Source organism: Collinsella aerofaciens (assembly GCF_039752955.1).
Taxonomy (GTDB): Bacteria; Actinomycetota; Coriobacteriia; order Coriobacteriales; family Coriobacteriaceae; genus Collinsella; species Collinsella aerofaciens_BI.
Window position 1 is genome coordinate 1 of record NZ_JBDMHB010000033.1, and the last position, 23,869, is coordinate 23,869.

The 23,869-nt window shown below is 58.3% G+C and carries 19 protein-coding genes and 1 pseudogene; 10 read left to right on the top strand and 10 right to left on the bottom strand.

The genetic code is table 11. The features are described from left to right. Positions 1-72: 72 nt before the first annotated feature. Positions 73-753, bottom strand: coding sequence for a hypothetical protein (locus tag ABHR75_RS07480; protein ID WP_346964008.1), 681 nt, complete (start codon positions 751-753; stop codon positions 73-75). A 106-nt stretch (positions 754-859) separates the two neighbouring features. On the opposite strand from ABHR75_RS07480, the gene ABHR75_RS07485 reads away from it, so the two are divergent. Beyond that, the gene (locus ABHR75_RS07485; RefSeq protein WP_346964009.1) at positions 860-1,228 is read left to right on the top strand and encodes a hypothetical protein; all 369 of its coding nucleotides are present in this window, start codon (positions 860-862) and stop codon (positions 1,226-1,228) included. A gap of 87 nt (positions 1,229-1,315) precedes the next feature. Here ABHR75_RS07485 and ABHR75_RS07490 read toward each other — a convergent pair whose 3' ends face one another. The 3 genes from ABHR75_RS07490 to ABHR75_RS07500 form a co-directional block, all read right to left on the bottom strand. Next, positions 1,316-1,474: a hypothetical protein gene (locus tag ABHR75_RS07490; RefSeq protein ID WP_171021499.1), complete on the bottom strand. Its 159-nt coding sequence runs from the start codon at positions 1,472-1,474 to the stop codon at positions 1,316-1,318. Between the two features lie 314 nt (positions 1,475-1,788). Then, complete coding sequence (gene lacG / locus ABHR75_RS07495) at positions 1,789-3,210, bottom strand: 6-phospho-beta-galactosidase (RefSeq protein ID WP_346964010.1); 1,422 nt, start codon at positions 3,208-3,210, stop codon at positions 1,789-1,791. A gap of 75 nt (positions 3,211-3,285) precedes the next feature. Further along, positions 3,286-5,064 carry a PTS lactose transporter subunit IIBC gene (locus tag ABHR75_RS07500; protein ID WP_346964011.1) on the bottom strand — a complete coding sequence of 593 codons (1,779 nt, stop codon included), beginning with the start codon at positions 5,062-5,064 and terminating at the stop codon, positions 3,286-3,288. A 261-nt stretch (positions 5,065-5,325) separates the two neighbouring features. Here ABHR75_RS07500 and ABHR75_RS07505 point away from each other — a divergent pair, with 261 nt between their 5' ends. After that, positions 5,326-6,327 carry a LacI family DNA-binding transcriptional regulator gene (locus tag ABHR75_RS07505; protein ID WP_346964012.1) on the top strand — a complete coding sequence of 334 codons (1,002 nt, stop codon included), beginning with the start codon at positions 5,326-5,328 and terminating at the stop codon, positions 6,325-6,327. Positions 6,328-6,584: 257 nt separating this feature from the next. Here the strand turns inward: ABHR75_RS07505 and ABHR75_RS07510 are convergent, their stop codons facing one another. Together ABHR75_RS07510 and lacG (ABHR75_RS07515) are read right to left on the bottom strand one after the other, a co-directional pair. After that, the gene (locus tag ABHR75_RS07510; RefSeq protein WP_346964013.1) at positions 6,585-8,306 is read right to left on the bottom strand and encodes a PTS lactose transporter subunit IIBC; all 1,722 of its coding nucleotides are present in this window, start codon (positions 8,304-8,306) and stop codon (positions 6,585-6,587) included. 175 nt (positions 8,307-8,481) lie between these two features. Next, positions 8,482-9,924 carry a 6-phospho-beta-galactosidase gene (gene lacG, locus ABHR75_RS07515; protein ID WP_430392714.1) on the bottom strand — a complete coding sequence of 481 codons (1,443 nt, stop codon included), beginning with the start codon at positions 9,922-9,924 and terminating at the stop codon, positions 8,482-8,484. A 350-nt stretch (positions 9,925-10,274) separates the two neighbouring features. Between lacG (ABHR75_RS07515) and ABHR75_RS07520 the strand changes: the two genes are divergently transcribed. Beyond that, on the top strand, positions 10,275-11,303 hold the full coding sequence (locus ABHR75_RS07520; RefSeq protein WP_040358938.1) for a LacI family DNA-binding transcriptional regulator: 1,029 nt from the start codon (positions 10,275-10,277) through the stop codon (positions 11,301-11,303). 277 nt (positions 11,304-11,580) lie between these two features. Here ABHR75_RS07520 and lacG (ABHR75_RS07525) read toward each other — a convergent pair whose 3' ends face one another. Both lacG (ABHR75_RS07525) and ABHR75_RS07530 read right to left on the bottom strand, forming a co-directional pair. Then, a complete protein-coding gene (gene lacG, locus ABHR75_RS07525; RefSeq protein WP_154514977.1) occupies positions 11,581-13,020 on the bottom strand; it encodes a 6-phospho-beta-galactosidase in 1,440 nt (479 codons plus the stop codon). Between the two features lie 66 nt (positions 13,021-13,086). Further along, positions 13,087-14,853, bottom strand: a complete 1,767-nt coding sequence (locus ABHR75_RS07530; RefSeq protein WP_346964015.1) for a PTS transporter subunit EIIC — start codon at positions 14,851-14,853, stop codon at positions 13,087-13,089. Positions 14,854-15,210: 357 nt separating this feature from the next. On the opposite strand from ABHR75_RS07530, the gene ABHR75_RS07535 reads away from it, so the two are divergent. The 7 genes from ABHR75_RS07535 to ABHR75_RS07565 all read left to right on the top strand — a co-directional run bounded on the left by ABHR75_RS07535 (position 15,211) and on the right by ABHR75_RS07565 (position 21,657). Next, positions 15,211-16,215 (top strand): LacI family DNA-binding transcriptional regulator, encoded by a 1,005-nt coding sequence (locus tag ABHR75_RS07535; RefSeq protein ID WP_346964016.1) that lies wholly within the window; start codon positions 15,211-15,213, stop codon positions 16,213-16,215. A 214-nt stretch (positions 16,216-16,429) separates the two neighbouring features. After that, positions 16,430-16,768 (top strand): PTS lactose/cellobiose transporter subunit IIA, encoded by a 339-nt coding sequence (locus ABHR75_RS07540; protein ID WP_055252615.1) that lies wholly within the window; start codon positions 16,430-16,432, stop codon positions 16,766-16,768. 285 nt (positions 16,769-17,053) lie between these two features. Further along, entirely contained in the window at positions 17,054-18,085 is a 1,032-nt protein-coding gene (locus ABHR75_RS07545; RefSeq protein WP_346964017.1) for a hypothetical protein, read from the top strand. 309 nt (positions 18,086-18,394) lie between these two features. Then, a complete protein-coding gene (gene lacA / locus ABHR75_RS07550) occupies positions 18,395-18,823 on the top strand; it encodes a galactose-6-phosphate isomerase subunit LacA (RefSeq protein WP_006234830.1) in 429 nt (142 codons plus the stop codon). A gap of 63 nt (positions 18,824-18,886) precedes the next feature. Continuing rightward, the gene (gene lacB / locus ABHR75_RS07555) at positions 18,887-19,411 is read left to right on the top strand and encodes a galactose-6-phosphate isomerase subunit LacB (RefSeq protein WP_006234831.1); all 525 of its coding nucleotides are present in this window, start codon (positions 18,887-18,889) and stop codon (positions 19,409-19,411) included. Between the two features lie 375 nt (positions 19,412-19,786). Further along, complete coding sequence (locus ABHR75_RS07560; protein ID WP_346964018.1) at positions 19,787-20,668, top strand: aldose 1-epimerase family protein; 882 nt, start codon at positions 19,787-19,789, stop codon at positions 20,666-20,668. A 53-nt stretch (positions 20,669-20,721) separates the two neighbouring features. Then, positions 20,722-21,657: a hexose kinase gene (locus tag ABHR75_RS07565; RefSeq protein WP_346964019.1), complete on the top strand. Its 936-nt coding sequence runs from the start codon at positions 20,722-20,724 to the stop codon at positions 21,655-21,657. 271 nt (positions 21,658-21,928) lie between these two features. Here ABHR75_RS07565 and ABHR75_RS07570 read toward each other — a convergent pair whose 3' ends face one another. Further along, the gene (locus ABHR75_RS07570; protein WP_346964020.1) at positions 21,929-23,230 is read right to left on the bottom strand and encodes an ATP-binding protein; all 1,302 of its coding nucleotides are present in this window, start codon (positions 23,228-23,230) and stop codon (positions 21,929-21,931) included. Positions 23,231-23,534: 304 nt separating this feature from the next. Next, positions 23,535-23,869: pseudogene (locus ABHR75_RS07575) on the bottom strand (UDP-glucose--hexose-1-phosphate uridylyltransferase); the annotation flags it as partial.

Consider the following 23,869-nt stretch of genomic DNA (forward strand, 5'->3'; position numbering starts at 1 on the left):
GCCTAGGATATCAACTGATTCCGGATATCGGACACAGGGGCCGCAAGGGCCCTTACACCAACTTTCTCGACACTACCCGTCTGCGTCTCTCAGTTCTATTTCCGCACTTGCAATGCGTTCCATAAGCAGATTGTATTGGGCATCGCCGACCTCAGACAGGCAGAGCACAAGGTCTTTAAACGCTGCTGCGGTCAGCATTCGATTGAGCACTGCCCTGCAAGCTTCTGGCTCGGCATTCGCCTTCGCGACCATATCATTCACGAGGTATTTTTCCCATTCCTCATGGTCTCCGCCGTTGCCGCCAGACTGTTCCGGAAGCCACTCCGCACTAACTTTTCTCGTCATACGCTCGATGGACAGAACAGCCTCGCCGCTGAGACCAAGGAAGTCAGCAATATCTTGGAGCTCGTACGTATCACAATCGGTCTCCCCGATGAGAAAACCTACTGGCTTTCCGAATATGTCAGCCAGATCTACGAGGTCATCCCATTGAGGAAACTGATCTCCTTTTCGAAATCGGCTGATCTTTCTCGCAATCGCCTTGCGGCCGTTCTCCCTTTCCACTGCATAGCGGTCATCGGCTAGCGAGGCATCATCGGCACCGTTACGCTTTTGATAGAGCAGACGCGCAAGGCCGATATTGCTAATGCCTCTGCGCCCCTTTTCTATTTCATAGCTTTCCATCAAACCGCTGAGTCTCTTTGGAAAAATGTCCTTAGGGCGATCTTTGCGGACGTACATTGTCTTAATCATTCCTCATTAACAACAGATAAGACAATTATAGGACATATACCGTCTTATTTACCGATGGCATGATAGCACTGTCGAAAGTGAGCACCCCAGTGGAAGCGGTGCTGAAGTGAAAGAAAGTGAGGAAAAGGCAATGACGGCTTGGGACTATGCGCAATTGTCGCATCTGGCGAAAGAGCTCGGTGGGCCTCAGGCGCTGATCAGCAATATCAGAGCGGGCGGGATTTCCGTTGGAAGAATCCAGGGTGGAGTAATCGGTTCTGTAGCCACGCTAGTCGCAGGTGGAATCGGACTGTATGCCTACGACAAGCACCAGAGGAAGATCGCTCTTGCTGAACAGAGTGCAACCATGCTCAAGGCGAACATCGAAGTATACGAAGAGGCACATTCGTCAACAGAAGTTGATGAGGCTACGAGAGAGACGCAACATAGTGAGGAGGAAACGGTAACTGAATCCAGTGGCGGCGAAGAGGCCTAGCCACCAGATTCATTAGACAGCCACTACCACGAGGAGCCCCGGTATGTACCAGGGCTCCAATTCGTTCTTATACCTTGCAGCGGATACTTAGATCTCTCGGGACTTGCAGTAGAGCGGGTCGCCCTCTCCGACCAGCACATCCCACCGCCATTGCGGGGTCTCGGTGCCGGACTGGCAGAGCGCATCGAGGGGCATGACTTTTTGCTCGGGCGAGCAGGGGCAAAGGTCTGCCTTGATGTGGGCCATGTCTTCGGCCTGGCCGGCGAGCTTTTTTATCCGGGGACCATGCTTTCGGCACGCGATCCCCCATCCTCAACCTCCCAAATCAAAAACTCAATCTGTAACACCTAGACTCGATTTGAGCAGATATCTGTTACAGATTGAGACGTTTCGGCAGAGTGATTCCCGTTTGTCTTGATTTGTAACAGGTAGAGGCAAAAAACTCGACTTGATGTTACAGATTTAGACAAACGGCTGCCGACCCGCGCGAAAACAAAATGGCCGCATGCGAACCCGTGGAGGGATTCTCATGCGGCCGACAGGGGGGTATGCAGCGGAAACTAGGCCATGAGCAGGCCGGTCTCCGCGACGTTCTTGTACCAGTATGCGCTTGCCTTGGGATAACGTTTCTGGGTCTCAAAGTCGATGTAGAACAGGCCGTAGCGCTTGTTGTAGCCGTTGGTCCAGGAGAACTGATCCTGCAGCGACCACACAAAGTAGCCGTCGACGTTTACGCCGCCGTCAATCGCCTTGAGGATCCATGCGAGATGCTGACGCATATAGTCGATGCGAGGGGCGTCATCGATAAAGCCGTCCTCGAAGTCGTCCTTATAGCCCATGCCGTTCTCGGTGATGTAGATCTTCTTGTAGTTGGGGTAATCGTTCTTAATGCGGAGCAACAGGTCGTACAGGCCCTCGGGATAGATGATCCAGTCCCAATCGGTCGTGGGAACGCCTTCGCGCACGCATGCCTCGCCCACGCCCTTGAGGAACCAGCGCGAGGAGCCCTTGTCGCCGGTGCCATTGTGGTTGATGTCGTTTTCGCCCTCGGCGGCACGCAGAAACTGGCACTTGTAGGTGTTGACGCCCAGGCAATCGTTGTAGGGGAGCGCGGCGGTCAACGCGGCGATGTCCTCGTCGCGAACGTCGAGCTCGCCGCCGGCGATATGGGCCAGTTTGGTCGCAGCCTCCATGGTGTCGGCTGCATAGTGGCCGCGGAAGGTGGCGTCGAGCACCCAGCGGTTGTTGATGACGTCGGCCATGCGGGCCGCCTCGCAGTCGGCAGCGCTGTTGGGGTCGAGGGGATACTTGGGCTCCAGGTTCTGGACAATGCCAATCTCGCCCTCAAAGCCGCCCTCATGGAAGGCGACGACAGCCTTGGCATGGGCCACCATCATGTTGTGCATGAGCTGGAAGGCCTTGTCCAGGCGATACTTCTCGCCGTGCGGCCAGTTGCCAACGATAAAGCTGCCCTCGGCAGTTGCAGGGATCTCGTTAAAGGTAAACCAGTGCTTGACCTCGGTGAACTCGGCAAAGCAGAACTTGGCGTACTCGACAAAGGCGTCGATCGTCGTGCGCGTCAGGAATCCCTCGCCACCGTCCTGGTAGAAGGCCTCGGGCGTATCAAAGTGATCGAGCGTGACATAGGGGATAACGCCGGCTTTGTTGCAGGTGGCGAAAAGCTCGTGATAGAAAGCGACGCCCTCGGGGTTAATCTCGCCGGTGCCGTTGGGGAAGATACGGCTCCAAGCGATGGAGACACGGATACCGTTGATGCCGAAGCGCTGGCACAGGTCGATATCGACCGGGTACTTGTTGTAGAAATCGCTTGCGGGGTCGGGGGAGAAGCGACCCTGAGCTGCCAGGAAATCGTCCCAGGGCACTTTGCCCTTGCCGTGCGTGCGAGTCTCGCCCTCAACTTGGTAAGCGGCGGTGGCGCCGCCAAACACAAAACCGTCGGGGAACTGCATGGGGTTGGTCATGAGTCATCCTTTCTGTGGGATACGAATAGGGAGAGGTGCCCGAACTGGGGATCCGGGCACCAACAGAGGGAGGAACTAGTCAAGGTTCTCGCGGAGCCACTTGATGGCGCCAGCGGGGTCGCGAGTAAGGTCGATATATTCCTTGCCGCGCGGGGCGAGCAGCTTAATGCCCAGGCGATCAGTGTCGGCCTTCATGTCGTTGTAGTAGCTACGAACCTGCGGGGCAAGCACGATAACGTCGTACTGATCCATGATGGCAGTGTGCTGGCCATAGGCGCCTGCGGAGGAAGCGATGTTCTCTCCGGTCTGTGCGGCACCTTCCTTGATGGCGTTGGCAAGCATGGCAGAGGTGCCGGCGCCGGCGCACAGGACGAGGACCTTCAGGCCATCGACATCCTTCTTGGCGGATGCTTCGGCGGCGGGCTCGGGCTGATCGGCGACAGGCTTGCTGTCGGTGGCGGCAACGGTTGCCTCGACGGAAGCGGCGGTCTGCTCGACAGCGGGCGCAGGGGCGTTGGCGGCGATGGTGGCGGCACCATTGGACTCAAGACCCAGCTCGGCGGCGCGCTCGGCCTCCTGGTCGCAGAGCAGTTTATCGTATGCCTTCAAGAACGGCAGGTAGATGATGGCGTCCAGCAAGATGATGATCGCGACAAACACCAGGGCGATAAGCTGGAAGTTCGTGGTGATGAAGATGCCGATGGGGGCAGGGGTAGCCCAAGGCACCACGAAAGAGAAGCCGTTCATGCCCACGTTATCGATAAAGAACTTGGCAACACTCACGTTGACGCAGCCGGCGGCAACAAAGGGGATGAGCATGTAGGGGTTAAGGATCATCGGCGCGCCAAAGAGCAGCGGCTCGTTGACGGCGAAGGCAACAGGGACAATCGAGGCCTTACCGACGGCTTTGAGCTGCTTGGACTTCATAAAGAGAATCAGCAGAAGCGGCACGATGAACGTGGCGCCGGTGCCGCCGAACTCACCCACGAGCGACATGTTAAAGGTGAGGGAGTGGGCGGGGTGGCCGCCTGCCAACAGAACCTGCAGATTCTCGGCCTGGTTGGCAAGACGGATGGGGTCGATGCCCGGCTGGACGATCGAGGGGCCGTGGACGCCGATGAACCAGAAGAACGCGGTGGCTGCCTGGATAAGGATAAGGCCAGGATAGGTTTCTGCAGCGGTAAAGAGCGGGGAGAGCAGTTTGATAAGCAGCTCGGAGAACGGAACGCCCATGAGGTTGCGCACAACCACATCGATGATGCCGCAGATGATGACGGCGCCGCCAAAGGGGATGATGTCGCGGAAGTTCTGAGCGATGGCGCCCGGGACCTCCTTGGGCAGCTTAATGGTCAGATCGCGCGAGACGCAGAACTTATAGACCCACACGGTAATGAACGCGGCGATATAGGCCGAGAACAGGCCGCGCGTACCCATGCTGGTGCAGTCGAAGACCGAAAGCTCGGAGCCGTCGAGCTTGGTGGTGAACTGCGTAACAGCGAGCAGCAGCATGCTGCACTGGGCGGCCACCATGGTGGAGCCGTCGTTGAGCACTTTGCCAGCGGGCATGCGACGGTTCATGGAAGCCGTAAAGTTCTTGGCGGTGGTGCCGGCAACCATGATGCCCATGACGCCCATGGTGAAGTTATACAGCTTGTTGCACCAGTCGATGAGCGGCTGGGGCAGCGTGACGCCGACTACGCCGGGAAGGGTGGCAATGAGCAGAAAGATCGAAGAGGTGAGGACAATGGGCATGCACCCAAGGAATCCGTCCTTAATAGCCTGGAGGTAGATGTTCCTCGAGATCTTCTCAAAGAACGGCTGATGCTTTTCGAGCATCTTTACGATGGCGTCCATAGAGCTCCTTTGCTACTTGATGCGCGATGCATGTGGATGGAACTGGTCGTCGATGGATGGTCAGGACTGCCCGGAAACCTTCCTGCTTAAGGAAGGCATTGCGAAATGACAACGTAAGACATTTTTAGAAGAGCAACAAGGATATACGGGTGAGTGGTCGATATTGTCCGGTAAACGGTTGATTTATCAGTCAGGCAGGTGGTGTATGCTAGAACGCAAAAAACAAGCGATAGAGAATCGAGTGGAGAAGCAGTGACAACGATGGACAAGAAAAACGTCTCGATGAACGATGTGGCGATTGCCGCGGGCGTTTCTCTCAAGACGGTGTCGCGTGTGATCAACGAGCCCGATAGCGTGCGAGAGTCGACACGCGATAGGGTCCATGCTGCCATGGAAGCGCTTGGGTTCCGGGCGAACTTTGCCGCGCGTTCACTCAAGTTGGGCCGTTACGGGTGCATCGGCGTGGTGCTGTTCCACTTGTCGGGCGGCAACGTGGACATGATTGACGGTATCGCCGATGCCGCCGCAGAGCGAGGCTTTGCGCTCACGATGATTAAAAAGCGGGCGGGGGAGAAGATGACCCTTGCCGAAGCGGCACGTAGGATGTCGCAGCTTCCCGTCGACGGCATGATTTTCAACCTGCGCCAGATGATCGATGACTTTGATACCTTTGAGGCGCCGAAAGACCTCAAGACGGTGATTATCACGTCGATGGAACATCCTACCTGCTCTACCGTCAGTGACGACCAAGAGGGCGGCGCGCGCATGGCATGCGAGTACTTCTTGAATCGCGGACACAAGAATGTGTACTTCGTCTCTGGTAAGAAAGAGTCGCTGTCGAGCCAGTGCCGTATGAAAGGTTGGCGTGCGGCACTCGAGACGCGTGGCATTGAGCCGCCCGAGCCTCTGCAAGGCGATTGGAATGCGGATAGTGGCTATGCTGCGGGCCTTGTGCTTGCCGATAAACCCGATTGCACGGCGGTCCTCGCTGCTAACGACTGCATGGCAAACGGCGTGATGATGGCTTTACGTGACAAAGGGCTCAGTGTGCCCGACGACGTGTCCGTGATCGGCTTCGACGATGAGCTCTACAAGACGATTCCCAACTCGATTCTGACGTCGGTGAAGTTCCGCCACCGCGAGCTGGGCGTCCGTGCGCTTAATGAGGTCGTCGCAGGTCTGGAAGCCCCGAGCTCCAGAAGCCGTACGCTTGTCTCGGGTGTGCTGGTCGAGCGTTCTAGCGTAAAGGACTTGCGGGCGTAGACGTGCTCGGCCTATTCCGTTTGTCTCGATCTGTAACAACTAGACGGTCAAAAGTGGTCTACATGTTACAGATTGAGATTTTCGGCTTGGCCTGTGCGTTCATCTCGATCTGTAACAGCTAGGATCCAAAAACTCGGCTAGATGTTACAGATTGAGATGAACAGGAGGGCGGGTGCGGTCTAAACAAAATGGCCCGCGCATCACACATCGATGCACGGGCCATTTATTGTCTGCGAGCGGCAGGTGGTGTCAGCGTCTTATGCCTCGAGGTTTTCCTCGATCCAGGCGACGGCACCCTTGGGATCCTTAGTGAGGTCGATGTACTGTTTGCCCTTGGGCGACAGCAGCGTGATGCCCAGGCGGTCGGTGTCGGCCTTCATCTCGTTGTAATAGGTGCGAACCTGCGGAGCCAGGACGATGACGTTGTACTGGTCCATGATGGCGTAGTGGCTGCCGTAGGCACCGGCGTTGGCGGTAATGTCGATGCCCAGCTCGTCGGCGCCTTCCTTAAGCGCGTTGGCGAGCAGTGCAGAGGTGCCGGCGCCAGCGCACAGAACCAGAACCCTCAGATCCTTGCCCTTAAGGGCGGACGGAGCTGCGGAGGCCTCGGTGGCAGAAGCGGTCTTGACGGCCTTGGTCTCCTCGGCCTCTTCTTCGGCCAGGGTCTCGGCCTCCTGCTTGCACAGGACGTTGTCGTAGGCCTTGCAGAACGGGTAGTAGATCAAGAAGTCAACGACCAGCAGGACGACAACCAGGACCAGAGAGATCGGCTGGAAGTTGGTGTCGATGAAGGTGCCGATCGGTCCGGGGAGTGCCCACGGCATGGCATAGATAAAGCCGTTCATGCCCAAAAAGTCGATGAAGAACTTACCAATGAGGACGTTGGCCACGGGGGCAAACAGGAACGGGATCAGGAAGTACGGGTTGAGGATGATGGGCGCGGCGAACAGCAGCGGCTCGTTGACGGCGAACATCACGGGTACGACAGAGGCTTTGCCGACGGCCTTGAGCTGCTTGGAGCGCATAAAGAGCAGGAAGATGATCGGGACAATGAACGTGGCGCCGGTGCCGCCGAGTTCGCCGATGTAGTTACCGAAGTTCTCGGTCAGGGCGAGGGCGGGGTGACCGCCGGCCTGCAGCGTGGCGAGGTTGGTGGTGATGTTGCCAAACAGCGCGGCGTTGAGGGCAGGCTTAACGACCGAGGGGCCGTGGATGCCCATGAACCAGAACAGCGGGATCATGAACCAGATGAGGGCGAGGCCGGCGTAGGAATCGGCAGCGGCGAACAGCGGGCTCACCAGCGTGGAGATGACGTTGGCAAACGGGACGGCCAAGCAGGTGCGGCAGATAACGTCGATGACGGCGACAAACAGGATGGAGAAGCTGAAGGCGAAGATGTCGCGGAAGTTCTGGGCGATGGCGCCGGGGACTTCTTTGGGCAGCTTGATGGTGATGTCTCGCTTAATGCAGAAGGCATAGATGTTGACCGTGGCAAATGCGGCGACAAAGGAGCTCAGCAGGCCCTTGGTGCCCATGTTGTCGGTAAAGAACACCGAGACATCGGCGCCGTCGATCTTGGCACTCGTCTGGGTAACGGCCAAGATGAGCATAGCGCACATGGCGGCGACCATGGTGCTCGTGGCGTTGATGGCCTTGCCGGCAGGCATGCGGCGGTTCTTGGAGCCGGTCAGCGCGCTTGCGGTGGTGCCGGCGACCATGATGCCCACGACGCCCATCGTGAAGTTGTAAACCTTGTTGCAGAAGTTCACGACGTCGACGTTCCACCAGTCGGGCAGCGTAAAGCCGCCGACCGTGGCGACAACGCCCGGCAGGGTTGAAATAAGCAGGAAGACAGAAGAAGACAGGATGATGGGCATTGCTGCCAAAAAGCCGTCTTTAATGGCCTGAAGGTAGATGTTCTTAGAGACCTTGTCGAAGTACGGCTGACCTTTCTCCAAGAACTTAACGATCGATTCCATAGTTCACGCTCCTCTTTGCATGAAATCTTAATGGCATGGACGTTGAAAACCTATATGGTCTCCCGCTTGCTAAAAGCCCGGGTGCAGGCGGGGTCGGTCCCAGGGGGAGAGAGGGGAGCGGCTGGGTTTGTATCGCATGGGGCCGCTCCCCCTCGGGGGAAAGCGAGGCGATGCGCTACTGCGCGTCCGCCATAGTGTCGGCGAGCTCCTTGTACCAGAGTGCCGACTGCTTGATGTAGCGTTTTTGCGTGTCGAAGTCGATGTAGAACAGGCCGTAGCGCTTGTTATAGCCATTGGCCCACGAGAACTGGTCCTGCAGGCTCCAGATAAAGTAGCCCTGGACGTCGACGCCCTCGGCACGCGCCTGGAGCACCTTCTCCATGTGCTGGTCGACAAAGTCGATGCGCTCGGGATCGGCGACGATGCCGAGCGCATCGGGCTCGGGGTCCTTGTGGCCCAGGCCGTTTTCGGTGATATAGATGACGGGGAGGTTGGGATAGGTGGCGCTGATGTGCTTGAGCGTGTCGTAGAGGCCTTGCGGGTAGATGAGCCAATCCCAGTCGGTGGTGGGGATACCCGGCATATCGACCTGCTGCCCGACGCCCTTAAACTTAAAGCACGAGGTGCCCTTGTCTCCGGTGCCGTTAAAGCTGTTGGTGGACTCGCCATCGTAGGCGGCGATAAACGCCGACTGATAGTAGTTGAGGCCGAACATATCGTTGCGGGGCGCCGCCTTGGCGAGCTCCTCCATGTCGCTGTCCTCAACCGTAAGCGTGGCGTTGTTGGCACGCAGAATCTCGTTGATGAGTGAGAGGGTGCGCGCGGAGTAGTGACCCAGGAAGGCGCCGTCCATGATGAAGTCGGTGTAGAAGGCGTTGTACAGGTCGGCGGCGTGCTGGTCGGCGGGCGAGTCGGTAGCAGGATATGCCGGCGTCAGGACGTTGACCATGCCAATGCGTCCGCCCAGGTGCTCGGTCTCGTCAAGATCCTTATACAGGTTGACGGCGCGGGCGTGGGCAACGAGCTCGTTGTGCTGGCTCTGGATGCCGCTCGTCACATCAAAGTGATGGTTGGGCGGGAAGTTGCCTTGGATGTATTGGGAGTGCGAGAGGCTGATGAGCTCGTTGATGGTGAACCAATTCTTGACCTCGCGGAACTCGCGGAAGCAGAACTCGGCATAGCGCACATAGGCGTCGACGGTCTTGCGGTTGAGCCAGTCGCCCTGGTTGAACAGGGCGGCGGGGGAGTCAAAGTGATGCAGGGACACATAGGGCTCGACGCCATACTTTTTGCAGCAGGCGAACAGTTCGTGGTAGTGCTTAACGCCCTCGGCGAGGGGTTCGGCATCGTCGCCGTTGGGGAAGATGCGGGTCCAGGCGATGGACACACGAATGGCGTTGAGTCCATGCTCGGCAGAAAGGCGGATATCCTCCTCGTAGCGGTTGTAGAAATCACTGGCCGGGTCGGGCAAAAAGCGACCCTGGGCGACAAGGTAATCGTCCCACATGGTCTTACCCTTGCCTGCCACCTTCGTGGAACCTTCCGTTTGGTACGCGGCGGTTGCGGCGCCCCAAACAAAGCCCTTCGGCAGCTGCTGTACGCGGTTTAGCAAAGACATATGCATACACCCTCTCGTCTCGCTGTTCGATATTGTGCGTTTGCGCTCAGGAGGCTCCCTGGTTAGCGTTCAGCGGTGAAAAAGCCCGATAAACACTATCTTAAAATGATTAGAACCAAAATGAGCACGTGAACATTTGACAATGAGCACGTTAACATCCGGCTGGGATGTATAGAAACAAAACAACTTCAAACAGCCGCGAACGGTTGTATTTGTTCGGTAAGCGGTTTTGATTGACAGAAGTTTTCATGTTTTGGTATATGGCTCGGGTATCATGAGCACGTTATCAATGTATGTACGATGCGCCATGGGCGCGGGGAATAGTTGGGAAGCAGGTTAGCGTGGAAGGCATGGATCAGCAGACAAGGAATGGTCGTTCGGCGAGCGCGGCAGAGGTTGCGGCGCTCGCTGGCGTGAGCCGCCAGACTGTGTCTCGCGTGGTCAACGGTATGCCCAACGTGACGGAAAAGACGCGCAAGCGTGTGCTGGCCGCCATGGAAGAGCTGGGCTTTCGTCCCAATTTTGCTGGAGCGGCGTTGCGCGGCGGGTCGTATCGTTCTATTGGCCTGTGCATGTACAACATCACACGTGTCGGTAACCTGGCGACGCTCGAGGGTATCATGCAAGCGGCGCGCGAGCACGATTTTGCCGTCACTATGATCGAGATGGGCGGCGACAAGCCCTATGCACTTGCCGATGCCTCGCGCCGCATGGTCGAGCGACCCGTCGACGGCATGATTCTCAACATGAACCGCATGGCTCCCGATTTTGAGGAGTTTGTTCCCCAGCCGGGAGTGCGAACGGTCATCCTGTCCATGTATGCGCATCCGCGCTGCACGACGATCGACTCCGACCAGTATGGTTCGTGCGAGCTGTTGACCAATTATCTGCTGGAACATGGTCACTCGAATATGCGGTTTGTGGCGGGTCCGGAAAACTCGATTTCCTCGCGTTTTCGTGAGGCCGGTTGGCGCGATACGCTGGGTCGCGCTCATGTCGATGCCGCTCCGATGCTGCGTGGCGATTGGAGTGCGGACAGTGGGTACGCCATGGGCGAGCGGATTGCGGCCGAGGTGCTTGCCGGCGGGTCGCAGGCGCCGACTGCCGTGCTTGCGGCAAATGACCAGATGGCGCTGGGCGTTATCGCCGCGCTCGAGAACGCGGGCCTGTCCGTGCCCGACGACGTGAGCGTGGTTGGTATCGACGACGCACTCGAGGGACTTGTTCCTCACAATCGGCTGACGACGCTGCGATTTGATTTGCGCGGTGTCGGTAAGCTTGCGTTTGAGGCGGCGATTGGAGAGAGCTCGTCTATCGAGGCGATTCATGTGCCGAGTACGCTGGTCGAACGCTCGACTGTTAGGGACATACGGGGTTAGGTCCTACTCCGTTTGTCTCGATTTGTAACAGGTAGACGGTCAAAAGCGGGCTACGTGTTACAGATTTAGATTCTTCGGAAAGAGCAATCCTGTTCGTCTCAATCTGTAACAGCTAGGACCAAAAAAACTCAGCTAGATGTTACAGATTGAGACGAACGGCTTCCGACCTGAACAAAAAGGTCGGGGGCGGCTCGCCGTGTGACGTGCCGCCCCCGGCTGAGAAATGGGGACAGGTTATGTGGGCGGTGCAACTCCGCCAACCGCTCGTCGCAAGCCGCTAGTCCAGACGACGGGTCTGCGCCACGTGCTTATACCAGTATGCGCTTGCCTTGGGCGTGCGCTTCTGGGTTTCAAAGTCAACGTAGAAGAAGCCATAACGCTTGTTGTATCCGTTGGTCCAGGAGAACTGATCCTGCAGGCTCCACAGGAAGTATCCGCCCACGTTGACACCCACCTCCATGGCCTTGAGCAGCCAGCGCAGGTGCTGCTCGATGTAGTCGATGCGCGGTTGGTCGTCCACAAAACCGTCCTTGTAGGGGTCCTTGTAGCCCATGCCGTTCTCGGTGATGAAGATCTGCTTGTAGTTGGGGTAGCGCTGCTTAATGTAGACGAGCAGATCGAACAGGCCCTCGGGATAGATGATCCAGTCCCAGTCGGTGGTGGGGATGCCAGGCTTGTTCACATGCTCGCCAATGCCCTTGACGCGCCAGCGGCCGGTGCCCTTCTCTCCCGTACCGTTGTGGTGCAGGTCGTTCTCGCCATCGTAGGCCTTCAAGAAGCGGCACTGATAGTTGTTAACGCCCAGGTAGTCGTTGTAGAGCGCGGCTTCGCGCATAATCTCGAGGTCCTCGTCCAAGATCTCGATGGTGCCGCCCGAGACGGCGGCCAGGCGGTTGGCGCACTCGAGGGTGTCGGGCGCGTAGTCGCCGCGGAAGGTGGCGTCGAGCAAAAACTGGTTTTGCAGCACGTGCTCGTTGTTGGCGGCTTTGATGTCGGCGGGGTCGTTTTCGTTGAGCGGGTACTTGAACTCCAACGACTGAATGACGCCGATCTTGCCCTTAAAACCGCCGTTGTGGAAGGCCAGCACGGCCTTGGCGTGGGCGAGCATCATGTTGTGCTCGCACTGGAAGGCCTCGGCAAGATGCGCCTTGACGCCACCGGGGAAGGTGCCCTCGATGTAGGTGTTGGAGGCGTCGGCCCAGATCTCGTTAAAGGTGAACCAATAGGTCACCTGGTCGGCGTACTCCTTAAAGCAGAAGGTGGCAAAGTCCACAAAGGCATCGATGGTCTCGCGGTTGAGGAAGTCGCCCTTCTCAAAGAGGGCAAGCGGCGTGTCAAAGTGATGCAGCGTGACGAACGGCTCAACATGGTGCTTATGGCACTCGGCGAAAAGGTCGTGGTAGAACTGAACGCCCTCGGGGTTAATCTCGCCGGTACCGTTGGGGAAGATGCGGCTCCAGGCGATGGAGAGGCGAATGCCGTTGATGCCAAACTCCTCGCACAGCTCCAGGTCGACGGGGTACTGGTTGTAGAAGTCCGAAGCGGGATCGGGGGAAAAGCGCCCCTGGGCCTCCAGGAAGTCGTCCCAGGCAACCTTGCCCTTACCGTGAGTGCGGGTCTCGCCCTCTACCTGGTAGGCAGCAGTGGCGCCGCCAAAGACAAAGTCCTCGGGAAACTGCGCGGGCGGGTTGGTTACGCTAGCAGGGTTAACGGACATGATGATCCAATCGTCTAAATCGAAGGGCCAGCCGGTCTCGGATAGTCGGCTGGCCCTGAGCGTTACTTACTTCGAAAGTTGTTCGGCGACGAAGGCGAGAGACTTGTCGCCGTTCTGGGAGAGCTCGATGTACTGCTTACCACGGCAGGCGACGCACTTGTTGCCCACGCGCTCGCAGTCCTTCTGCAGGTCGGCCAAGTAGCTGGCAGCCTGCGGGGCCAGGACGACCAGATCAAAGTCGGGGAGCATGTCAACGTGGTTGCCATAGGCCTCGGCAGCGGTCTCAAGATTGATGCCGCGCTCTTTGGCGGCCTTGGCCAGCGCGTTGGCGAGCAGGCCCGAGGTGCCGCCACCCTGGCAGAGCACGAGCACGCGCTTGCCGTTGAGGTCACTGGCGGTCGTTGTCTCAGTGGCGACAGCGGCGGGAGCGTCGGCCCTCACGGCCTCGGCAGCAGCGCCGGCGGCAACGCTCTTGGCGTCAGCCTTGCCCTGGAAGGCATCGTTGAGCTTAGCGGCCTTCTCGGCGTTCTTGGCGGCGAGCTCCTCCTGGGAGATCTCGGCCTCCTCGGCGCACTTCTGGGCGTCATAGGCACGGAAGAACGGATAGTACAGGACGAAGTCGACGACCAGGATAAGGGCGAGCATCACAAAGGCGAGCGGCTGGAAGCCCAGGCCCATGATGGTGCCGATGGGGCCGGGGACGGTCCAGGGCAGGGTGTACATAAAGCCGTTCATGCCCAAGAAGTCGATAAAGATCTTGAGGATCCAGATGTTGGCGATCGGGGCAAAGACAAACGGGACAAAGAAGACGGGGTTGAGCACGATGGGTGCGGCGAACAGCAGCGGCTCGTTGACGGCAAAGCACACGGGAACGATAGCGGCCTTACCGACGGCGCGCATCTCCTGGGACTTGGCCAGGAAGCAGAACATAAAGACCAGGACGAGCGTGGCGCCGGTGCCGCCCATGCAGACGACGAAGTACTGGGCGCCCTGGGTCAGGACAGCGGAAGCGTGCTGGCCAGCCTGGAACGCAGCCAGGTTGTCGGTCATGTTGGCAACGAGCGCGGCGGCGATAGCGGGCTCGACGATCGAGGGGCCGTGGACGCCCACGAACCAGAACAGGCTCATGGCGCCGTAGATCACAGCGAGGCCGATGTAGCCGTCGGCAGCGGTGAACAGGGGCTGGAACACCTGGATTACGCCCTGGGCAAAGCAGAAGCCAAAGGCAGCGCGGAAGGCGATGTCAAAGACCCAAAAGACGGTGATGCAGACGGAGAAGGGGATGATGTCCTTAAAGGTCTGCGAGATGTTGGGCGGAACCTGCTCGGGCATCTTGACGGTGATGTTGCGCTTAATGAAGAACTTGTAGATGATGCCGGTCACAAACGCAGCGATGAAGGCGGTCAGCAGGCCTTTGGAACCAAGGTAGGTGGTGTTGAAGCCGCTGGCGGCGTCCGTGGCGATCGTGTCGCTCGAAAGGAGCAAGAAGCCGATGATGGCCGCGCACATGCACGAGATGAAGTTGATCTGGTTGTTCTTGGGCAGGTCGCGGTTCTGCGCGTCGGCGAAGTGCTTGGCCGTGGTGGCGGCGCAGGCGATGGCCAGGATGCCCATGGAGTAGTTGTAGCACTTCCACAGGGCGTTGTTGATGTCATCGGGCCAGTAGAAACCCCAGATGTTGGGGACCGAGGCTACCAGGCAGAAGATGGACGAGAAGATGATGATGGGGATGACGGAGATAAAACCGTCGCGGATCGCCTTGAGGTACTTGTTGCGGGCGATCGCGTTGAAAAAGGGCTGCCCCTTTTCGATGATGGCGATGAGTTGCTCCATGCAATGCTCCTAAGAGTCGGTGGGTTAGCAACGATGGTAGCTTTTGACGTTTGCTTGCCAAAATGTTGACGTTGCCATTTTGCGATACAAAAAAAGACGCGAACCGGTGGTTCCTGTGCCTGCGAACCGTCGATTCCTTGCGCATAAACGTTTGAGCCGCCCGGTGGCTCTGTGTTTGCACAATGGCAACGTTAACATTTGGGCGCCAAAAGCCGTTCGGGGAAGCAAAAATGTCGGTGAACGGTAGGTTTTGGGTGGTGAGCGTATGGTGGGGGAGGCGTTGGATATACTTGAAGGCGTTAAAAATGACTGCGTAGGATGCCACCAATGGCATCGTTGACACGGAAAGATCGACCTATGGCCGCTGTTAAAAAATCGGTATCCGTCAAAGACGTAGCGCGCCTCGCAGGCGTCTCGGAACAGACGGTCTCGCGCACCGTGCACGATTCGCCCAGCGTGCGCCCCGAGACCAAGGAGCGCGTGCGTGCCGCCATGCGCGAGCTGGGGTATCGCCCCAATTTTGCCGGTCGATCGCTGCGCCGTGGCAAGTTTAAGACCGTCGGCGTCGCCATGTTCAACATTACCGGTACCGGCAACCTCGACCGTATGGAGGGCTTTGCCGCCGCCGCCGACAAACATGGCTATGCCATCACCCTCACTAAAGTAGACGGGCATCCGTATACCCTCGAGAGCGCATCATCGCGTATGAGCGCGCTGCCGGTAGACGGCATGGTTGTGATCATGAATCGCATGCCGGCGGATTTTGGCACTTTCGAGCCGCTGCCCGGCATGCAGACGGTGCTCGTTACGATGTTGGAGCACCCGCTCTGTTCAACGGTCGATAACGACCAGTTCGATTGCTCGCGCCAGGTGGTCGAGTACTTGCTGGAGCGGGGGCACAAGACCGTGCACTTTATCTCATGCCCCGAGCGCTCGCTTTCGGGCATGCGGCGCGAGGAAGGCTGGCGCGAGACATTGCGCGCGCATGGCATTGAGCCCCCGCAGCTCGTGCGCGGCGACTGGACGGCGCAGAGCGGATATGCCGCAGGTCAGGCCCTGGCGGATGATCCGACCTGTACGGCCATTTATGCTTCCAACGACGCCATGGCCTACGGCTGCATTCGCGGACTCGAGTCGCGCGGAAAGCACGTGCCCGAGGACGTGAGCGTGGTGGGTGTTGATGACAGTCTGGGCGACATCGTGCCCGATCGTCGCCTGGCCACCGTGCGCTTTGACAACAAGCGTGTCGGCATGTGGGCAGTCGATAAGATCGCCGGTGCCGAGGGCGTTGAACCCGGTGTGGAGCACATGCTGTTTCCGGGCGTACTCGTCGAGGGCGATACGGTGCGCGATTGGCGCTAGGGCACGGGCCTGTTTGGGTTTCCGCTAATTGTGTTCGATATTGTTCAGATTGGTTTAAAAACCGTTCACGGGCGAAAAGTGACCGTTCATAGCTTGAAATTACGTTTTGCGCTGTTCTTTTTTGTTTGAATGTTAATGTTTCTGCCATACAGAACGCAGCGCGTATGCCCGGACGCGATGCTCTCCATTGGTTCATATGTGAAAGGAACGCAATATGGCAACCAAAGAAGAAATCTCGATGGTTGGATTCGAGATTGTCGCATACGCAGGTGACGCCCAGACCGATCTGCTTGCAGCGCTCGATGCTGCTCGCGAGGGTGACTTTGAGAAGGCCGAGCAGCTGCACAAGGATGCCAGCGATGCGCTCATCGGTGCCCACGACACGCAGACCAAGCTGCTTTCGCAGGAGGCCGGCGGTGGCGAGATGGAGATGACCTTCATCATGGCTCACGCTCAGGACACCCTCATGACCACTATGATCCTGGAGAAGCAGGCCCGCTTTACCATCGATGCCTACAAGCGCATCGCCGAGCTCGAGGCCAAGCTCGCCTAACGAGCCCTCACAACCAAGTCCCCTTCCAAAAGCTCTGCTGCTACCCGCGGCAGGGCTTTTCCTGTTCTACTTCAAGTTGCGGTGAAATAGGGACTGAATAGGGGCCGGCGGGCACAAAACAATCCCTATTCCACCGCAACTCATCCCGTGATAGTCATTGGGGACGTTCTTAAACGACTAGTCGTTGGGGACAGTCTTGGGGCTTCTGTTCGTCTTCCCGTTCGGTTTTTCGCAGGGTGGGTATACTTCCATCCGCAATACAGGCCGGAATGAGGAGGTATCCAAATGCCGGACAATGGATCGATTCAAAAAAGAGACGCGCACGAGATGGCTCATGGGCGTCCTGTCCAGATAACCGAGCACACGACGGTAACCGAGCTGCAGCCCAGCCTGTCCGATGTCGTGTGCGCAAACAAAAAGCTGCAGATCGGTATCATCGTTGCGCTCGTGGTGCTGGCGTTGCTGTCGGGCTTTGTAGCTCGTCCGCATTTCGCCGATACCAAAACTTGGGACTCCACCATCGAGGTTATCGACCAAAAGAAAGGCAACGTTTTGGCGCTCACGGCTTCATGCGTTGCTCTATCTGCGGGCATTACCGCGCTGCCTGGTGATACGGGAACGCCGGTTGCCGAGCAGCTCGCACAGCTTTCAGGCAACCTTGGTATCGTGCTTGCCGTGCTATACCTAGAGAAATATTTGCTCACGATTTTGTGGTCGGTTGGCCTGGGCATCTTAATCCCGTCTGCGTTGGTGCTCTTTGCGGTGTCGCTCGGCATTCACGGGCGCTGGAGCACGAGCACTGTCCTGCGCCGTGTGGCGACACGCGTACTGGTGGTTGCCGTGATCGGCATGGCGCTCGTGCCCGCGAGCGTATGGGTGTCGCAGAAGGTCGATGAAACGTATCGCGTAAGTATTGAGCAAGCTGAGCAAAAGGCTGCGGACGCTGCGGATGCGGCCGGCACCACGGACAAGTCAGCCGAGACCAGCTCAAAATCGAACAAGAAAAAATCCGAGACCACGGAGTCCAAAAACGTGCTCGAGCAGTTGACTGATGGGGCATCGAGCCTTGTTACGTCGGTGACCAGCGGCGCCAAGCAGATGACCGATGAGATCGTGCGGCAGGTGACCGATCTGATTGAAGGCGTCATCGTGATGATCGTGACTTCGTGCGTTATCCCGCTGCTGGTGCTCGTGGCGTTCCTGTGGCTGGGCCACGTGCTGCTGGGGATCGATATTTCCGGCCCGGCGAACTATTTGACGGGTCGTTTCTTGAGCGCTCCTTCCAAGCACGCCAAAAAGGGTGGGCAGTCTGAGTAGGCGGCAAAGCGATCTTTGGAAAACCAACCGTAAGAAGGGCGGCCGAGATGCGTTCTCGGCCGCCCTTTTTGTTTGTTGAATACGTGACAAGCCGGGCATTCCCTGAATCCAAACGGTCAGCAATCATCCGTAAACGGTATTTGTTCAAAAAAGAACAAAGATAAACAAATAGTTGTTGCAGTTACTGTTCGAATGTGTTCAAATAAACATGAACAGTGAAGAACCGCACATTCAGATGCCCGGACCTGAACGCGATTCAACACTTCCAAACAGAAACTACGCACCTGCGTATCTCTCAAGGAGGATGTCATGAGGGTTGTAATCGCTTCCGATGCCGACGGTATGTCGATGAAGGAGTCCATCAAGGAGATGCTCATCGCCGACGGTCACGAGGTCGTCGACTATTCCGAGACCCCTGCCGCGGACTTTGTCGATTCCGCGACCGCCGTTGCCAAGGACCTGCTGGAGCACAAGGATTCCCAGGGCTTCGCATTCGATAAGTACGGCGTCGGCTCCTATATGGCCGCCGTCAAGATTAAGGGCATGGTCGTCGCCAACATTTCTGACGAGCGTTCCGCCTACATGACCCGCGAGCACAACGGCTCGCGCATGGTCACCATGGGCCCGGGCGTTGTGGGCACCGAGGTCGCCAAGAAGATCGCCCGCGAGTTCCTGCGCGCCCAGTACGCCGGCGGCCGTCACCAGATTCGTGTCGACATGCTCAACAAGATGGCCTAACGAGAGCCACCGAGAACTCGAACTTCTACCTCAACTTGTGAATTCAGACGAAAGGACGTTCTGATGAAGAAGACCATCGCAATCGGTTGCGACCATATCGTTACGGACGAGAAGATCTATCTGGCCGACCGCCTGGAGCAGGCTGGCTACAAGGTGCTCGACTGCGGTACCTACAGCCACACCCGTACGCACTATCCCATCTACGGCAAGGCCGTGGGCGAGGCTGTTGCCAGCGGCAAGGCCGACTTTGGCGTGGCCCTGTGCGGCACCGGCATCGGCATCACCAACGCCGTCAACAAGGTCCCCGGCGCCCGCTGCGCCCTGGTCCGCGACATGACCTCTGCCCTGTATGCCCGTCGCGAGCTCAACGCCAACATCGTGGGCTTTGGCGGCAAGATCACCGGCGAGTTCCTGATGGCCGATATCATGCTTGCCTTCCTGGAGGAGCCCTACGAGAAGACCCCCGAGCACGACGCCCTGATTGCCAAGATCGATGCCTGCAACAAGGCCGACGCCGAGGCTCAGGCTGACCCGCACTTCTTTGACGAGTTCTTGGAGAAGTGGGACCGCGGCGAGTATCACGACTAATTAGGTTCCGGCGTTCTGCCGAACGCCGGACCGGCCGACGCTGCGAAGCCATCTGGCGGGCAATCTGCCGTTCAGCTTCGGCGGCATGACCAGAAGGTCAATGCCGCCTCGCTTCACGGCACCTTGCCTCGCCAGCTGACTTCTCGCTGACGTTGGGGGTACCTGTGGGGTTACCGCTGTTGTTGCGAAGCTTTCTGGTTCAGTAAGCTGCTCCGATAACACGTTTGCTTGCTTTGCTTGAGTGCTTTGCTCTTGGCTGTACTTGGCGATTTGCAGCTTTTCAATTGACGGCTCGCGTTTCTGTGAGGGGGCGCAGGCCGGTTTTCTATCAGCCCTATTGACTTGGCGGGCTGTCGTAAGAAAGGGAAGGCTCCTATGGAGTTTGTTCTTGATAACGGTTCTATCCGCGTAGCACTGAGCACGGCGGGCGGGTCGTTCACTTCTATTGCGGCCAACGGCCGTGAGTACCTGTGGCAGGGTGACCCGGCGGTCTGGTCGGGCCAGGCACCCATTTGTTTCCCGATCTGCGGCGGCCTTCGTGACGGTCACGCAATGACCATGGGCGGCCGCGAGGTCAAGCTTGCCCGTCACGGCTTTGCTCGCAAACAGGAGTGGAAGCTCGAGGAGCAGGGCGACAACATGGTCGCGCTGAGCTTAAGCTCTGCCGACCATGCCGAGTTGCTCGAGCAGTACCCGTATCCGTTTAAGATCGTTGCTCGTTACACGATCGATGCGGAGAAGGTGGCCGTGTCGTACGAGGTGACCAATGAGGGCACCGAGGACATGCCGTTCTTTGTGGGCGGTCACCCTGGCTTTAAGTGCCCGCTTGACGAGGGCGAGTCTTATGACGACTACGAGCTCCGTTTTGAGCAGCGCGAGGCCGCCGAGCTCTGTACTGCCGTTCCCTCGACGGGCCTGATTGATGTTGAGCATCGCAGCAAGAACCCGATGGCTGGCCATGACCTGCCGCTGACCCACGAACTCTTCGACTTCGCGGAGACCATCTTTGACGTGCTCGAGAGCCGCGTGGTTACGTTGACCAAGAAAACCGAGGACAAGGGCGTGCGCCTGACGTTCCCCGATATGCCGTACCTGATTGTATGGAGCAAGCCCGAGGGCGACTTTGTGGCTGTTGAACCGTGGGGTGGCCTGTCCACCTGCTCCGACGAGGACGATATTCTGGAGCACAAGCGTGGCTGCCTGGTGGCCAAGCCGGGAGAGACCGTCACCCGCGGCTTTGAGATCGAGATCCTTTAACGAGTTATCGTATGTTTGGGGCGGGTTATGCCGCCCCGGAACAGGAGTTCAACATGATTCTGACCGTTACCATGAACCCGTCGATTGATACGCGCTATCAGCTCGACAAGCTGATCATCGACGACGTGAACCGTGTGACGCCCGAAAAGACCGCTGGCGGCAAGGGCCTCAACGTGAGCCGTGTGCTGCTGCAGTTGGGCGACGATGTGCTCGCGACCGGTCTGCTCGGCGGACACATGGGTGCCTATATGGCCGAGCTCATGGATGCCGATGGCGTCAAGAACGACTTTGTGCCCATCGCCGGTGAGACGCGCATTTGCCTGAATATTCTGCACGAGGGTAATCAGACCGAGCTTTTGGAGAGCGGCCCGCAGATCGCCCCGGCCGAGCTCGAGGCCTTTACGGCCAAGTTTGCCGAGCTCGCAGCGAAGGCGGACGTTGTGACGCTTTCGGGCTCGCTGCCGCGTGGTGTCGATGCCGGCTACTATGCCGAGCTCGTCAAGATCGCCGAGGAGGCGGGCGCCAAGGTGCTGCTCGACACCTCGGGTGCATCGCTGGAGGCTGCGCTGGAGTCCGACGCTAAGCCTGAGCTCGTAAAGCCCAACCTGACCGAGATCAACGGCCTGCTGGGTACGTCCTTTACGACCGATGATGTCGATGCCCTGCGCGAGGCGCTTGCCGCCGATGGCCGCTTTGCCGGTATTCCCTGGGTTGTCGTTTCGATGGGCGCTGCCGGTTCGGTGGGCTTCCATGAGGGCCGTGCGTTCCGCGCCAAGACGCCCGCGATTGCGGCTGTGAACGCGACGGGTTCCGGCGACTCGACCATCGCCGGCTTTGCGCATGCGATTGCTGCTGGTGCCGACGACGTCACGGTGCTCAAGACCGCCAATACCTGCGGCAAGCTTAACGCCATGGATCCCAAGACCGGCCACCTGGCCATAGATCGCTGGGACGAGGTCTACAACAGCGTTGAGGTTACCGAACTTTAGAGTTACGGCGTCGAGTTACGGCGTTTTACCAAACGCCGTAACCTGCCGACGCTGCGCGGGCCGCATTTGGACAATCTGACGTTCAACTTCAAGGGCGCGACCAGAAGGTCAGCGCCCTTTCGTTTCACATCACCTTGTCTCAAATGCGACCCGCTCGCTGCCGTTGCCAAAACATCGGCGTTGCCTTGCTTCGGGAATGCGGCAGATAGGGGCGTTCCATTTTTGCCGGCAGTTTGGGACACTCCTTACGGGGCACCCCCCTCCACAGCGCCTATGCCAGCTTGTCGATTTGCCCAATCTCCCAGAGCGGAATGTTGACGAGCGTGCCCTCGTCTCTATATGCCGCTAACGATGTTCTCACGCAGCGCTCGAGCTTGAACTTCTCGCAGGCAATCCTCAGGCTCTTTGCTTTGAGGTTCTCTGCCGCCTTGACCTCGAGCGGAAGCACGGTCCCCGCATGGTCGATGGCAAAGTCAGTCTCTGCATTGCCGGAGGAGGATGACCAATACGCGGGAGTATTGCCTTGGAGCAAAAGCTCCTGTGCGACGTATTGCTCGGTCAGCGAGCCTTTGAACTCCGTAAAAACAGCGGGCCCGTTCAGAACAATGGCTGGCGTGAGGCCGGAGAGTGCTCCGAGGATGCCGGTGTCGATGCAGAACAGCTTGAAGCCCGAGAGATCCTCGTAGCTTGTGAGCGGTGCTCTTAGGGCGGAAACACGTGGTACCTTATGAACGATTCCATAGTCCATGAGCCACTGGAGGCTTTCCTTGAAATCGCGTGCGCGCGCCCCGGGACGAAGCGCGCCGTAGACGAACTTCTTGTTTTCCTTTGCGAGCTGGCCGGGAAGGGATTTCCAAACCAGCCTCATGCGCTCGACGATGCGGGCTGGCGCATGCTTGCCAAAATCGGATTCATAAGCTTCGATGATTTGCTGCTGAAGCCTGCGGGCCTCGATGAAATCGTGGGAGGCGGCGAAAGCGGAGACAACTTCTGGCATGCCACCGACAACGAGGTATTCCTTGAGCAGGCGCTCGAGCTTTTCGGAAACGTTTGCCAGCAGGTCAATGTCTGCGGCAAGGATGGCATCTGCGAGCGGATCGCCATCGACGGCACGAATGAACTCGACAAACCCCATGGGGCGCATGGTGAGCTGGTCGATCTTGCCGACGGGGAACGACTCGTTTTCGCGTCGGAGCGCGAGCCCCATATAGGAGCCGGCTGCCACGATATGGTATTCCGGCGCCAGTTCGTTGAAGTATTTGAGCGAGGTGATGCCACGCGGTGCCTCTTGGATTTCGTCGAAGATGATGAGCGTGTCTGTCGGCGTTATGGTCTGGCCGCGCAGGAGCTCTATCTGGGAGATGATGCGCTTGGGGTCGAGGTCCCCATCGAACAGCGAGCGTGTGCTCGGTTCGAGCATAAAGTCAAAACGGATGACGTTTTGATACTGCTGGTCTGCGAATTCGTTGAGAAGCCAGGTTTTTCCCGTCTGGCGGGCCCCTTTAAGCAGGAGGGGCTTGCGGTTTGCCCTAGATTTCCAAGCGATGAGTTCGTCCATTAGCTGTCGCTGCATGCTGCCCCCTAACGATCATGGTTAGTATAAGACCGTTTTGGTCTTTCCATCGAATAATGTGGGAGTAAACCACGTTTCTCCATCGAATAATGTGGGAGGTAACCACGTTTTTCCATCGAATAATGTGGGGATTCAGGTCGGCAGGTGGGAGCGTTCCTTCTCTGTCGGCAGTTTGGAACACTCCTTGTTTTGGTGCAAATTAGCTACCCTTGCATCAGAAAACGGCGCCCGTCGGCGATGTTGCCGGCGGGCGCCGTGGTCGTGTAGGCGCTATTTGTTAAGTGCGTGCTTTCGAGTTCGCGTACTACAGCGAGTCGATAAAGCGCTGCTGGGCGGCGCGGCCGGCTTCGTCCCACTTAAAGACGCCGGCGTTGTCGAGCACGTGGCCAAACACCACGCCGACCTCCTCGTGCAGGATATCGATGGCGTTATCCGCCGTAAGCTCGTCGGCGCGGCGAGCAAAGACGTCCTCGGCCCATGCGGTGTGGCTGCGGCAAAGGTCGTCGCCCTCGAGCGCACCGGCAAGGTCGTAGCTGGTATCGACCTTGGCTGCCAGCAGATGCTCGCGAACGGCGCCAAGCTCGGGAACCAAGCGCGGCGGAAGAATGGCCAGGCCCATGACCTCGATCAGGCCAATGT

Bases quoted from the DNA above. Each gene is read 5' to 3' on its own strand.
- ABHR75_RS07480 (WP_346964008.1), bottom strand. From the start codon at position 753: ATGATTAAGACAATGTACGTCCGCAAAGATCGCCCTAAGGACATTTTT.
- ABHR75_RS07490 (WP_171021499.1), bottom strand. From the start codon at position 1,474: ATGGCCCACATCAAGGCAGACCTTTGCCCCTGCTCGCCCGAGCAAAAA.
- lacG (WP_346964010.1), bottom strand. From the start codon at position 3,210: ATGACCAACCCCATGCAGTTCCCCGACGGTTTTGTGTTTGGCGGCGCC.
- ABHR75_RS07500 (WP_346964011.1), bottom strand. From the start codon at position 5,064: ATGGACGCCATCGTAAAGATGCTCGAAAAGCATCAGCCGTTCTTTGAG.
- ABHR75_RS07505 (WP_346964012.1), top strand. From the start codon at position 5,326: ATGGACAAGAAAAACGTCTCGATGAACGATGTGGCGATTGCCGCGGGC.
- ABHR75_RS07510 (WP_346964013.1), bottom strand. From the start codon at position 8,306: ATGGAATCGATCGTTAAGTTCTTGGAGAAAGGTCAGCCGTACTTCGAC.
- lacG (WP_430392714.1), bottom strand. From the start codon at position 9,924: ATGTCTTTGCTAAACCGCGTACAGCAGCTGCCGAAGGGCTTTGTTTGG.
- ABHR75_RS07520 (WP_040358938.1), top strand. From the start codon at position 10,275: ATGGATCAGCAGACAAGGAATGGTCGTTCGGCGAGCGCGGCAGAGGTT.
- lacG (WP_154514977.1), bottom strand. From the start codon at position 13,020: ATGTCCGTTAACCCTGCTAGCGTAACCAACCCGCCCGCGCAGTTTCCC.
- ABHR75_RS07530 (WP_346964015.1), bottom strand. From the start codon at position 14,853: ATGGAGCAACTCATCGCCATCATCGAAAAGGGGCAGCCCTTTTTCAAC.
- ABHR75_RS07535 (WP_346964016.1), top strand. From the start codon at position 15,211: ATGGCCGCTGTTAAAAAATCGGTATCCGTCAAAGACGTAGCGCGCCTC.
- ABHR75_RS07540 (WP_055252615.1), top strand. From the start codon at position 16,430: ATGGCAACCAAAGAAGAAATCTCGATGGTTGGATTCGAGATTGTCGCA.
- ABHR75_RS07545 (WP_346964017.1), top strand. From the start codon at position 17,054: ATGCCGGACAATGGATCGATTCAAAAAAGAGACGCGCACGAGATGGCT.
- lacA (WP_006234830.1), top strand. From the start codon at position 18,395: ATGAGGGTTGTAATCGCTTCCGATGCCGACGGTATGTCGATGAAGGAG.
- lacB (WP_006234831.1), top strand. From the start codon at position 18,887: ATGAAGAAGACCATCGCAATCGGTTGCGACCATATCGTTACGGACGAG.
- ABHR75_RS07560 (WP_346964018.1), top strand. From the start codon at position 19,787: ATGGAGTTTGTTCTTGATAACGGTTCTATCCGCGTAGCACTGAGCACG.
- ABHR75_RS07565 (WP_346964019.1), top strand. From the start codon at position 20,722: ATGATTCTGACCGTTACCATGAACCCGTCGATTGATACGCGCTATCAG.
- ABHR75_RS07570 (WP_346964020.1), bottom strand. From the start codon at position 23,230: ATGCAGCGACAGCTAATGGACGAACTCATCGCTTGGAAATCTAGGGCA.